7 protein-coding genes are annotated in these 14418 nt (G+C 25.1%); 2 read left to right on the top strand and 5 right to left on the bottom strand.

The features are described 5' to 3' along the window. Positions 1 to 8: 8 nt before the first annotated feature. The 4 genes from PWP28_RS01655 to PWP28_RS01670 form a co-directional block, all read right to left on the bottom strand. Positions 9 to 3368, bottom strand: coding sequence for a DEAD/DEAH box helicase (locus tag PWP28_RS01655; protein WP_308644133.1), 3360 nt, complete (start codon positions 3366 to 3368; stop codon positions 9 to 11). Between the two features lie 83 nt (positions 3369 to 3451). Further along, complete coding sequence (locus PWP28_RS01660) at positions 3452 to 5041, bottom strand: alpha/beta hydrolase (protein WP_308644134.1); 1590 nt, start codon at positions 5039 to 5041, stop codon at positions 3452 to 3454. A gap of 134 nt (positions 5042 to 5175) precedes the next feature. Then, a complete protein-coding gene (locus tag PWP28_RS01665; protein ID WP_308644135.1) occupies positions 5176 to 7290 on the bottom strand; it encodes a heavy metal translocating P-type ATPase in 2115 nt (704 codons plus the stop codon). Positions 7291 to 7372: 82 nt separating this feature from the next. Next, positions 7373 to 7762 carry a metalloregulator ArsR/SmtB family transcription factor gene (locus PWP28_RS01670; protein WP_109604626.1) on the bottom strand — a complete coding sequence of 130 codons (390 nt, stop codon included), beginning with the start codon at positions 7760 to 7762 and terminating at the stop codon, positions 7373 to 7375. Positions 7763 to 7903: 141 nt separating this feature from the next. On the opposite strand from PWP28_RS01670, the gene PWP28_RS01675 reads away from it, so the two are divergent. Beyond that, complete coding sequence (locus tag PWP28_RS01675; protein ID WP_308644136.1) at positions 7904 to 11362, top strand: tetratricopeptide repeat protein; 3459 nt, start codon at positions 7904 to 7906, stop codon at positions 11360 to 11362. Between the two features lie 38 nt (positions 11363 to 11400). Here the strand turns inward: PWP28_RS01675 and PWP28_RS01680 are convergent, their stop codons facing one another. After that, positions 11401 to 12966: a hypothetical protein gene (locus tag PWP28_RS01680; RefSeq protein WP_308644137.1), complete on the bottom strand. Its 1566-nt coding sequence runs from the start codon at positions 12964 to 12966 to the stop codon at positions 11401 to 11403. A gap of 298 nt (positions 12967 to 13264) precedes the next feature. Here PWP28_RS01680 and PWP28_RS01685 point away from each other — a divergent pair, with 298 nt between their 5' ends. Next, complete coding sequence (locus PWP28_RS01685) at positions 13265 to 14341, top strand: HD domain-containing phosphohydrolase (protein ID WP_308644138.1); 1077 nt, start codon at positions 13265 to 13267, stop codon at positions 14339 to 14341. Positions 14342 to 14418: the final 77 nt, after the last annotated feature.

Here is a 14418-nt window from a genome sequence, read left to right on the forward strand (position 1 = left end):
GCCCGTTTTTATTTTAATGTGAAGAGTTTTTTAAGTTCTTCATTGGTTAAGTCCCCTATCCATTTTTCGGATGTTGTAATTATTTCTTTTGTTAATCTTTCTTTTTTATTTATTATTTCATTTATTTTTTCTTCGAATGTTCCCGTAGTTATTAGTCTGTGTACTATTACATTTTTTTCTTGTCCTATTCTAAATACTCTGTCTGTTGCTTGATTTTCTACGGCAGGATTCCACCATAAATCATAGTGTATTACATGGTTTGCAGCGGTTAAATTTAGTCCCGTTCCACCAGCTTTTAATGATATTATCATTACTTTGTATTTGGATATTGTTTCGAATTTTTCTATCATTTCATTTCTTTGCTTTTGGTTTAAAGATCCATGAAAGAATAGTATTTCCATTTTAAAGTATTCTTTTATTAATTTTTGTAGTATATTGCCCATTGTTGTGTATTGTGTGAATATTATTACTTTTTCTTCATTTTCTATTATGGTTTGTAGTATGTCTATAGTTTTTTGCATTTTTCCTGATGAGTTTATTGTTTGTATAAAATTTTTGTCATAATTAGTTGGATGATTACATATTTGTTTTAATGCTGTTATTAGAGCAAATATATGAGCTTTTCTTTTTTGGTGATTTTTTTCTATGTTTGAAAATTTTAGATCCATTATTTTTTGATAGTATTTTTTTTGAATTGGTGTTAAATATACGTATTCATCGTATACGAATTTTTCTGGTAAGTCTTTTATTATTTTTTTATCTGTTTTTAATCTTCTCATTAAAAATGGTTCTATGGCATTTTTTAAGTATTTTTTTTCTGCGTTTCTACTTAGCTTTTCTATTGGATATGCATAATTTATTTTGAAGTCTTCTTGATTTCCAAGAAAGCCCGGCATTAAGAAATCGTATATTGACCATAATTCTAATAATTTGTTTTCAACAGGTGTACCTGTAAGAGCTACTTTGTGTTGTGAGTTTATTTTTTTTACCGCTATACTTTGTGATGTATATGGATTTTTAATGTTTTGAGCTTCATCTATTACACATATTTGAAATTTTATTTTTTGAAGTTTTTCTATATCCCTTCTTATTATTCCATAAGATGTTATTATTAGTTCATTTTCTTTTATTTTTTCTATATCTCTTTCATTTCCATGGTATATATGTGTTTTTATTTCTGGTGTAAATTTTGATGATTCTTTTTCCCAGTTTGCAAGTAATGATGTTGGACATATTACTATTGATGGATTTGTTAATTTTTTATTTTCTTTTATTTTTTGTATCACAGATAGTATTTGTATTGTTTTTCCAAGACCCATATCATCTGCAAGACATATGTTGAATCCTTTTTCAAAGTTTGTGTATATCCATTTATATCCTTTTTTTTGATAGGGTCTTAATGTGGCATTTAATTTTTTTGGTATGTTTATTTGTTTATATTTTTTAAAGTTTTTTATGTAATTTTTTAGGTTTTCATCTATTATTATGTCTATTCCAAATATATTTTTTGATAGTATGAATTTGAATAAACTTATGTTATCTAATTCTTTTATTTTTTTTACTATTTGTTTTATGTTTTCTATTGCATGTTTTTCATATACGAAGTATTGGTTTTCTATTTTTTTGATTCCATTTTCTGTATTATATTTTTTTATGAATTCTTCGAATTCTATTTCTGTACTTCCTATTTTGAAATTGAAATCAAAGTTTAATTGTTTTGATATGGTTTCTAAGGTTATATCTTTTTCGGTTGTTTTTGTTTTTATTATAAGTTCAGGGGTATATATTTTTTCCATTCCAATTGGATAGTTTATTCGGCTGTTTAATAGTTTTATTATGTTTTTAGTGTTTATTATTAAGTCTGAAAGATCTGATGGTTCTATTATTAGATCTTTGAATTTTAAGTTTAAGTATTCCATTATAAATGGAGAATATTTGGATATTATTGCAAGTTTTTTTAATATTGTTTGATCATTGTTTTGTCTTAGATGTTCTCTCAATTCTTTTGTTGTAAAGGGATCATCTTTTTTTGCTATGTCTATGGATAATGAGTATTTGCTTTTGTAATTTTTTATGTTGAATATAAAAAATTCATTTGCATCTATTGTTATTGGTTCGAGATAGTTTTTTATTGATGTATACGTGTTTTTTTCATCAAATTTTTTTGGTTTGTATATATAATTTGTAAAAAATAATTCATGTATTTTGTTTTCTTTGGGTTCTATTATGTATTTTATTTTGTTTTTTATGTATAGATTGAAGAGAAAATTTATTATGAAATCTTGATCTGCTATTTCATTTTTGTTTTTTATTATGGGTTCTTTTATTAAAGATTTTAAGTATTCATGGTATTTTTTATATGTTTCATTTATTGTATATGGTTTATAAGTTATATGGAAGTTTGTTTCATCTATTTTTTGTGCTTGAGGTAAAAAGGATTTTGTATATTTTATTATTTCAAAGTATTTTAATAGTTTTGAAAAGAATTTTATGTTTGAATCTTCTAAGTTGTAATAATTAGCTTTTTCGAGTATTTCAAAGAAATCATAGTAATTGTACTCATGATTTAAATAGTCTATATTGGTTTTTAATTGTATTTTGGGATTTTGTTGATTATAATTTATTTTTATTTCTAAGTCTGTTAATTTTAAGTTTTCTATTTTTATGTTTTCTTCTTGGTTTATTTCTTCATATAATTTTTTTAAATCTGATTTTAGGTCTATATTTGTGAATAGTATATCATCTGGAAGTAGATTTAATAGGTTTTGTATTTCAAGCGGTTCTGCTATTATTTCTGGTTCTTTTATTTCTTTTTTTATTTTGAATTGTTTTGAGAATTTTATTATATTTTCTTCGCTTTCTTCTACTATTTCTGATTTTTTGAGTCCATGAAGTTCAAATATAAGAAAAGGGTTTTTATCGAATTCATGGGCAAAAGAATAGAAAACAGCTGCAAGGTGTTTACAAGGATTAGCCCTATCCGGACATGAACATTTTGATAGTATATCAGCCCATTTTTCTGGAAATAAATGTATTTGTGATTGGGTTAATATTTCAAATAAGTCTGGAGGAAAAAATCCTATTAATAGTTGTGCCATAAAATCTTTTCTGTTTTTTAATATGGCTTTTATTTTATTTTTTTCATCTTTTTTGAAAGCATTCAATTTTATTGTTTGATTATAATGGTCTTTGTAATTACCTTTTACTTTTGATATTATCATTCCATCTTTGTAGTTTATGTCTATTACATTGCCTTTATTGAAATAAGTTCTACCACGTGGCAGTCTATTTTTATTTTTGTCTATGTTTTCAAGCGATTCTATCCATTTTAGACCCCACCAAGTTTTAACTATATTTTTTTTGTACATTAATTTTTCCTCCGAATTTTTTAGCATTATTATATTATATCAAATTATTGTATTTGTAAAAAAATAAAGATGCCAAAGCATCTTTATTTTGATATTGAGTATTGTATGAATCTTTCCATATAGTATAAGAATATTTGATTATAATATCCTTCAAAGTATATATCGTTTGCATGGCCAGAGTATGGAAAATATATTGTCATTATTTTATTGTTTTCTGAGTATTTTTTTTCGAATTGTTTTATTATTTCTTCTGGAACGAAGGTATCTTTTGTTCCTTGATATATCAATATGGGAATGTTATTTTTGTTTATTAATTTTTCTGGTGATATTAGTTCTTTTTCTCCTTCTATTCCTATTTTTGAAGCTATTGTATACGCTGGATATAAAGGTATTATACCTTTTATTTTTATGTTTTGATCATACCAGTTTTTGTATTTTTCATTTTCATAGCTTAAAGCAATTGCCGTTGCAAGTTGTCCTCCTGAAGATCCTCCACTTATTATTACTTTTGAGGTGTCTGCATTATATTTTTGTTTGTTTTGTTCGAGGTATTTTGTGAAATATCCTATATGTTTTATCATATCATCTATTGTGAAATTGCCAGTTCTATTTTTTGTTTTTTCTGAATTTTTTGAGAATATGGATGTATTTGTTAATCCATATTGTATATCAAATACAGTGTATCCTTGTGATGCAAAATATTTGTTTATTTGTAGCATATTATAGAATCCTTTGTTTCCTCCAACCCATGAACCACCATGTATTCTTATTATTACAGGATTTTCTTTATTTTTGTTTTTGGGTATATATGCATCAAATTTTAGTTCTATATTGTTTTCATAACCTTTTGTATCTTTATAATAGGTAATATCTTTTTTTATTTCTATTTCTGGTATTTTTATTCCAAGTAGATAATCTGTGAATGAGAAATGAACTTTTCTGAATTTTGAGTTTTGTTGATTTCCAAATGTATTTGAAAATTTTAGATCTATTTTGTTTATATTTGTTAGATTAGCTATTAATGGTATTGTTAATAGTATTGAGAATATTATTATGAATATTACAGAGATTTTTTTGTTTATTTCTGATTTTGGATTTGTAGAGTATATAAGTAATCCTAAAGGTATAGTTATTATTGCAAAGGTTATTGAGAGTTCTGGTATTATCATTTCAATGGTTGAAACATATATTTTTGTATAAGTTATTATGGTTATTGCGATTATTATTAATATGTATATTAATGATATTAAATTTTTTATTATGTTTTTTTTGCTATTGTTTATTTTTATGAAGTATTTATTGTATCCAAGTGTTTTTATGTTGTTGTATATAGCACTTATGAATATTGAGTAGTATCCTATGTATATTATAGACCATATATGCCATGTTTGTTTTATTTGGGATGAATATGAAGCCCCTTTTAAGAAGTTTCCTGCGATTATCATTAATAGACCTATTATAGATGTTTTTAAAAATATTCTTGGATATTTATATGCTTTTAATCTTTTAAAATTATATAAGTATACTATGAAGTAGTTTAATAAGAGTGTGAATGGTATTGTTATTGTAGCTATTATTTCTATTATTTGATTTGGATAGTATATTCTCAATATGGGATATATTATACATAATATGTTTAATAATAGAGATATTTGGTTTATTTGACGTCTCATTTTTAACCCCCATTTTATAATGTATTTACTTATATTATATCGTATTTTTTGTTGGAGGATTTAAATTTCATTTGATATATAAAAAAATGGACTTTTTCTGATTTGATTTGTATCAGAATAGTCCATTTTAATTTTTAGTTTTTAAATATTCTTAAGGAATTGAATACTGCTATTAATGCTATACCAACATCTGCAAATACGGCACCCCATATGTTTGTCATTCCAAGTGCACCGAGACTTAAGAATACTATTTTTACTCCAAGTACTATTATTATGTTTTCCCAAGTGATTTTTGCAGTTTTTTTGGATACTTTTATAGCATCTACAACTCTTTGTATATTATCATCCATAATAACTGCATCTGCTGCTTCTATTGCGGCATCAGAACCCAATCCTCCCATAGCTATACCTATATCAGATCTCGTTAGTACGGGTGCATCATTTATTCCATCACCTATGAAGGCTATTTTTTTATTTGTTTTTATTTGTTCAAATTTTTGAACTTTTTGATCTGGTAATAATTCTGCATAGTATTCATCTATACCTACTTCTTTTGTTACTGCTTGAGCTACTTTTTTATTGTCACCTGTAAGCATTACAGTGTTTTTTATTCCAAGTTGTTTTAATTGTTTTATAGTTTGTTTTACACCGTTTTTAATTTTGTCTGATATTTCTAAGTATCCAGAATATTGACCGTTTATGGCTATATGTACTATTGTTCCAGAGTTATTGTTTTCTTTGTAATTTATTCCAAATTTTTCCATTAATTTTGAATTACCAGCGAGTACAGTTTTTTCTTCTATTTTAGCTTTTATTCCATGTCCTGATATTTCTTCATATTTTTTTATTTTTGTTTCATCTATTTGTTGATTGTATTCTTTTTTTATTGATTGAGCAATGGGATGATTTGAATGTTTTTCAGCATATGCAGCTGTTTTTAATAATTCTTCTTTTGTTATGTTCTCTGGTTTTATTTTTACAACTTCGAAGACTCCTTGTGTTATTGTTCCTGTTTTATCAAATACTATTGTATCGAGGTCTTTTATGGTTTCTAAATAATTTCCGCCCTTTATTAGTATACCTTTTTTTGATAGAGTTCCTATTCCTGAAAAGTATCCAAGAGGTATTGATAAAACGAGTCCACAAGGACATGATATTACAAGGAATATTAAAGCTCTATAAAGCCAATCAGAAAATGTTCCGCCCATCAATACTGGTATAGTAGCCAGTCCCAATGCAAAGAATACTACTGCCGGAGTATAATATTTTGCAAATTTTGTTATCATTTTTTCTGTTTTAGCTTTTTTTGCAGATGCATTTTCTACCATATTTAGTATTTTTGATACTGTCGATTCTGAAAATTCTTTTTCAACTTTTATTTTTATTAGTCCATTTTGATTTACGAATCCACTTAGTATTTCATCGTTTTCTTTTACTGTTCTTGGTACTGATTCACCTGTTATTGCAGAGGTATCCATCATTGTTTGACCTTGTATTATTTTTCCATCCATAGGGACTTTTTCTCCAGGTTTTACAACTATTATGTCATTTACTTTTACTTGTGAAGGACTTACTTTTTCTATGTTTTGTCCTTTTATTAGGTTTGCATAATCAGGTCTTATATCTAAAAGAGATTTTATGGATTTTTTTGAATTATCAACGGCTAAGTTTTGTAAGAATTCTCCAATTTCATAGAATAGCATTACTCCAACTGCTTCGGGATATTCTTTTATTGCAAAAGCTCCTATAGTAGCAATTCCCATTAGAAAATTTTCATCGAATACATTTCCTCTCATTATATTTTTTGCAGATCTTATGAGTACTTTTCCACCTATTATTAGGTATGCTGCAAGATATAATGATATTTTTATTATCATTTGTTGATTTGTTATTATTGCTGCTATAAAAAATATTAATCCAATACTTATTCTTATAATTTCTTTTTTTAGATTGAAATTTCCATGTTCATGAGTATGGGTATGAGAGTGTTCATGTTCATGAGAATGTTCATGGAACTCATTTTTTCCTTCTTCATATACTTTTACATCTGGTTCTAATTTGTTTACTATTTTTTTTATTTTATTTATATCTTCTGTATTTGTGCTTTCATAAGAAAGGGTTTTAGTTATAAAGTTTAATTCTACATTTTTTATTCCATCTAAATTTTTTACTTTATTTTCTATTTTTGCAGCACAATTAGCACAATTTAAACCATCTAAGGATAATTTTGTTTTTTGAGTTTTTTCCATTTTTTCACCCCTTTAAATATGTACATATGAACATTTATTCATATATAAGATATAATAAAAATTATATCAATTTTTTTATTTTTTAAAATGTTTCTTCTGTGATATGTTCCATTCCAGTATTGAATATTTGTTCTATATGTTCATCATCGAGAGAATAATAAACAACTTTTCCATCTTTTCTGTATTTTACAACTTTTGCTTGTCTTAAAACTCTTAATTGATGAGATATAGATGATTGTGACATGTTTAATGCTATTGATATATCACATACGCATAATTCTTTTGCTTGAAATAATAGATTTAATATTTTTATTCTTGTAGTGTCTCCAAATATTTTGAAGAAATCTGCAAGATCGAATAGTATTTCATCTGCAGGTATTTTATCTTTTATTTGTTCTAGTATGTCTCTATGTACAATGTTATTTTTACATACATCTGTTTCTTTTTTTTCTGGTTTATTTATTTTTTCCATTTTTTCACCTCTATATATGAGCATATATTCATATATATTTTAATATTTTTTTTATTTATTGTCAAGTGGTATAATTTTATAGTTTGTTATTATTTTTTTGTTATTATTATGATATATATATAAATAATGAGAGGTGTTTTTATGATAAATATTGATTATAATACTTTTATAGAATATCTTACGGGTAAATCTTCTCATAAGAGATATGCTTTTTTTATTGGTTCAGATTTGAATGAAAAAACTAATGAAGTTTTTATGGGGTATATTGCAAAATTTTGCGAAAAAACAGATAGTAATATTTTAGTTAATTCATATTTTTCAAAGTATTCTGAAGAGGCTTTTTATAAATATACTGATGTTAATCCTGTTGTTTGTTCAAAGGATTCTATTTCTATATTTTTATCTTTTCCCACTGATAAACCTACTATCATAAATTTGAACACTGATTTGAATTCTGATATTTTATCCCATAATTGGGCTAATACTCTTGATAGTATTTTGGCTAATTATACTCCTGTTTTAATAGGAGTATCGAGTGAGGATAGGGCTTTGAAGAATTATTTTAAGGAATATTATGAGACTGATATTTATTTTGTAGGTGTTTTGGATGATCTAGCTAAGATGCTTAATAAAGAGTATTTGAAATTTTTAAAGGTTGAAGATTATTCTATTTTTGTTAAAAAATTGTGTAAAGATATTTTAGGTATAGATTCTTTGAGTATGAATTCTTCAAGGGTTGAATTTTATTGGAAGAATGAATATGAGAAGATAGAAGAATATAATAGTGATTTTGTTAAAGCGAATGAAGAGATAAGTGAACTTGTAGATTCTTTTTTTGATGATGAAGATGTTAAAAAAGCTTTTTTAGAGGAATCTGATATAAGAAGAGCAGCTTTGATTTTGGAGCTTTCTGCTGAAAAATTTGATAATGATTTTGAGGTTATTTTTAATTATGCAAGATTTTTGCATTTTAGTCTTGGTGATCTCGATAAGGCAAAAATTTATTATGATAAGGCTTTAAAGATTGATGAATCTTCATATGTTTACGAGAATTACGCTCTTTTGATGTATGATTATGGAGATTTTGATGAAGCTAATAAATTTTTTAATAAATCTGTAGAACTTTTTGATTCTGATGAAGATAAGAATCCTTATCTTTTGATTAGATACGCTATTTTTTTGAGAGAGTATGGCGATTTTGATAAGAGTATGGATATGTTTTTGAGATATAAGGAATTTGGTGATTTAAATAATTATTTTTATTATGAGTATGCTCTTTTATTGAATGATTTTAAAGAGTATGAAAAAGCTATAGATTGTTTAAAGAAGGCGATTGAAGAAGATGATACTAATTATCTTTATTTTGGTGAGATTGCTAAATCTTATGCTTTGATAAATGATTTTAGGAATGCTAAAGAGAATTATTTGAAGGCTATTAATTTGTCTCCGGATAATATTAGTTTATTATATAATTATGGTATTTTTTTGGTTAATTTTGGATTTTATGATGAATCTACTGATTATTTTAAAAGGATTATAGATATAAATCCTAATTTTTATATGGCTTATAATGAGTATGCACTCGCTTTGGAAAAGTTGGAAAGATATGATGAAGCTGAGAGCGTTTATAAGATGGCAATTGGTAAAAATCCAGATTTTAAGAATATTTATAATAATTATGGTATTTTATTGGAAAAAACTGGAAGAGAGGATGAAGCCGAGAAATTTTATAAGAAGATTATTTCTGATTTTCCTGATTATCCTCATGCATATTATAATTATGCACTTTTATGTCAGAAGAGAGGAGATTTAAATAAGGCTGAAGAATTTTATAAGAAGGCTATAGAAAATGATGGTTCTTATGTTATGGCTTATATGAATCTTGCATTACTTTTGACTGATTTGAACAAGTTTGAAGAGTCTATTTATTATTATGAGAAAATTTTAGAAATGGATGATACTAATATTTTTGCTTTTAATAATCTTGCTTTATTGTATGAACATCTTGATGATTCTGATAAGGCTTTGAATTTTTATAAAGAAGGTATGAAGAAATTATCGTTTTTTGATAATATACATGTTAATTACTTATTTTTCTTACAGAAATTTTTTCCAAAAAAGGTAGATAAGGAGTTTAAAAAATTTATTAAAAAATTTCCAGATAGTGCTAAACTTTTTTATGAATATGCCAAGTATCTTGAAAATGTTGGCGATTTAGATGGAGTAGAGGAATTTTATGAAAAGGCTTTGGAAATAGAGGTTTTTCCAGATTTGATAATTAATTATGCTATTTTTTTAGAGAAGAGTAATAATTTTGAGAAGGCTGAATTAGTTTATGATAAAGGTATTGAAAGTTTTCCGAATAATGCATTTATTTATTATAATTATGGAGTTATGTTGGATATAATTAATGATCATGATAGGTCTAAAAAACTTGTTAAGAAAGCTTTGAGGATAGATAATACAAATCCAACTTTTAATTATTTTTATGCGAAAATTTTATTTTTTCAGGAGAATAATTATAAACTTGCTAAGAAGTATCTCGATAAGTCTCTTAAGGTAGATCCTTATAATTATTATGCTAATGTTTATTATGCTATGGTTTTGAAAGCTTTGAAGAATTATAATAAATCTAAGATTTATTTTGAGAAGGCGATTGATATTATGCCTGATAGTTATTATGCTTATTATCAGTATGCTTTGGCTAAATGGCAGAATAATGAAGTTATAAGGGATATAATGGATTTGTTTGATAAGGCTGTTGATATTGGTTATAATTATTATGTTTTTTATGATTATCTTTATTTTTTAGCACAGAATCTTCAATTTAATAGATTTGAAGAGATAAAAGATGAAGCTCTTGAAATTGAAGGAGATTCTAATCCAGAATTTTTTACACATCTTGGGTATCTTTATTTTTATTTTATAAGAGATTATGATAAATCTAAAATTTTTTATGAAAAAGCTATTGATATGAAATATTCTTTTGATTTTTCTGAATATGCCGATGTTTTAAGGAATTTAGGTAGATTTGATGAAGCCGATAAATTTTATAAGAAGGCATTTTCTGCAGGTTTTTTGAGTTTGAATTTTTATATAAATTATGGTGTTAATTTTTTGAATCTTAAGAAATATGATGAGGCTCTTGAAATGTTTTTTAATGCAGCAGATTATGATAAAGAGTATGAGGGTTCTGATTTGTTTGTTAATATTGCTTTTACTTATGATTTGATGGGTGATTATGATAAGGCAAATGAGTTTTATATCAAAGCTGAGAAAGTTTCTAAAGATAATGTTTATTTTTCTGGTAATTATGCAGGTTTTTTGTTTAAAAGAGGTTTGAATTATGATAAAGCTTTGAAGCTTTTGAATTCTTCTATTTCTAATAATTCTTTTGATGATATTCAACTTCTTGAATGCTTTATTTATATGTTGATATATACAGATGATTTTGCTAAGGCTTTGAAAAAACTTGATTTTTTTTATGATAAGGGTATTAGAACTACTACGGATTTTTCAAGTCATTTGAGAAAGGCAATTGATATGAATCATGATAGACTTGATTTGATAAAGAGTTATTTAGATAAGCTTTGCATTTAATTTTAAAGACATGGTCAGTTTTTCTGATCATGTCTTTTTTATTTTATTTTTTTTATTAAATTTATGTATATTTTGAAAGCTTTTTCACGCTTTTTTTCTGGAAATATATTCCATAATGCTTTATTTACATCTTTATTTTTGAAGTGTTTGTTTTTTGGTAAAGGGTAGAGATTTTTCATTTCATAATTTGTGTCTTTGAAACGTGTTATTCCAAATATTATTTGACTTAGAATTTTTCTTTCTTGAAGATTTATATCTTGTGTGTAGTATTCATATATTTTGTATATGGTTTTATTGTCTATTTTTTCAAAAGCTTTTTTTACAAGATCTTTTCTTGCTTTTACAAATGAAGATTCGAACTCTTCGGTAGCTTGTAATAGTATTATTTTGTCGGATATTTTTAATTTTTTTATATCTGTGTTTTTTATGGCTTTTATGAGTCTTTTTAATCTATTTAAATTTGGATCTTCTAGGGTCATCATTGTAGAGAGTATATTTATTATTATTGTTTCTTTTTTTATTTTTTTTGCATTGAATAGAATTTCTTCGATATTTTCGTCTAATATTATTTTGAATCTTTCTTGTTCTATTTGATTTTTGAAATATGTTTCATCTTCTTCCATTATTTTATATATCGTTTGCGATTTTATTCTTTTTGTTTCTCCATTTAGAATTTTATAAAGAGTTCTTCTGGATAATCCAAGATTTTTTGCCGTTTTTGAAAGATTATTTTTTTTTATATATTTTTTTATTTCTATTATATCTTCATTTGTTATTGAATAAGAACTTTTGTCTATTTCTAATTTTTTTATAGTTTCTTTTGTGTCTGTATTTATTAGATTTTGTTGAAATTCATCTTTTTCATTTTTTATCATTAAAGAGAATATATATAGTTCCATATAATATATGAAACTATCATTTTCTTTTAAAGTATATATATATTGTTGATAAGCATTTATTATTTTTCTATTAGTTGAAAAGTAATAGGATGCATAGTATAGATTTATTTTTGATATTATGCATTTTAATTTATCGCTTTTTTCTAAAGTTAAAAGATTGTTCAATGATGCGTTTATTAAAGATGGATTTGGTATTTTTTTGGCTTTGACGGCCACTTCAGAGAGTATTTTTTTTCTTTTTGATATATTTGTATATCCATCAGCCTTTCCAAATAAGAAGTTTATATAAAGATAATCATCTGATGAAAAACTTCCCCAGAATTTGCTTTGTTTTAATCCCCCATTTCTTGATTCTATGTATAGAAACATACCTTTTAATATATCTCTTGACATTGGAGGCATTTTTTTTTGTGATTTTTTTAGTATTTTGTAATATACTATATAATCGAGATCCTTTATGCTGAATAGAGACATCATTTTTAATCCAAGTAACATATAGTATATGTTTTTGTTTTTGATTTTGGATATATTTTGATTTATTTTTAGTATTGTATTTTCGAATTCATAGACATCGTATATGTTTTTTATTTGTATATACATTTTCAAATCTTTATTACAAAAATTTTTGCTTAAATAATCCCTCAAATTTTGTGCAAAAAAACCATATTTGTGTATTTCATATATGGCTTTTTCTATACTTTTCATTGGCCCCACCTCTTAATTTAAGTATGATATATTTTTAAATCTTTTTTATACTAACAAATTGAGTGTATACATTATATGAGTTTTTTTGATGTAAATTTTTTTTTAATTGTTATAACGTTATTCTGGATTATATTTTAGAAAACATGTTTTTTTGTTATATCATTTTATATAATGTAATATTTAGTTGTGTATACATATATAGTTTATTATTCTATTTTTATTATATTTTTATAGGGGTCCGGAAAGAGGTTTTTGAATGATATCTTTCTTTTTAAAGCATATTAAAGGCTATGTGGGGATGAAAAACTTTATAAATGATCAAAAAAAGCTGAATAAATTTTTTTCTGATTCAGAAGAGGTCCTTTATATTGAAGATTATCTGAGATTTTTAAAAGATTTTTTGAATAATTTTTTTGATGTTGATACTATGGGTTTTTATTTTTTGAATCAAGATTGCAATATTTTATTTAATTCTGAAAAAGATGATTGCAGTTATTTTTTTAATGAAAATATTAGTTTCTTCATGAAAAATATTATGGAGAGTAGTAAAAGTATTGTTGTTGATGATATTTCTATTTTTAAAGATGATGAGTTTTTGTCGGATTTTTATGGGAATGGAAATAAATCTATGATGGCTGTACCTATTATTAATAATGGTGATTTTTTGGGTGTTATTAGTGTTTTTAATTATGAAGAATCATTTTATGATAGTTCTTATTTATATATTTTTGAGTTGTTTACTAATGTTATAAAGTATAGCCTTTTGAATAAATTTATGGCTTTTAAGATGGTTAATACGACGATGAACGGACTTATTGAAATTCTTGAAACAAGAGATCTTGAAACCGGTGCACATGTTAAGAGGGTTGCACATTATTCAAAGATTATCGCTGAGAGACTTTTTGATAAAGGTATTATAAATAGTAAAGATTTGATCAAAGAAATATTTTGGTTTGCACCTTTACATGATATTGGTAAGATAGGAATTTCTGATAGTATTTTGCTTAAACCATCAAGACTTACCGAATCAGAGTTTGAAGAGATTAAAAAACATGTTTTGATTGGTTATGATTTATTGAAATCTATTGAGAAGAATATGCATCCCGCTATCGATATGAATTTTTTTAAGACTGCTGAAGATATTATTTTGCATCATCATGAAAATTATGATGGTTCTGGCTATCCAAATGGACTTAGAGGTAATGATATTTCAATTTCTGGTAGAATACTCGCTGTCGCTGATACTTTCGATGCACTTTGTTCTGAGAGACCTTATAAAGATTCTTTTTCTTTTGAAGATAGTTTAAAAATAATAATTAATGAACGTGGGAAACAATTTGATCCAATTATAATTGAACTGACCCATGTCAAGTAGACACAAAAATTAATAAAAAATTATATACAATTGGATGCTTGGTTTCTGAACTCAACAGGAGCCATGCATCCAAGTTT

It is taken from the genome of Oceanotoga sp. (assembly GCF_030445905.1).
In the GTDB taxonomy this organism is placed as follows: domain Bacteria; phylum Thermotogota; class Thermotogae; order Petrotogales; family Petrotogaceae; genus Oceanotoga; species Oceanotoga teriensis.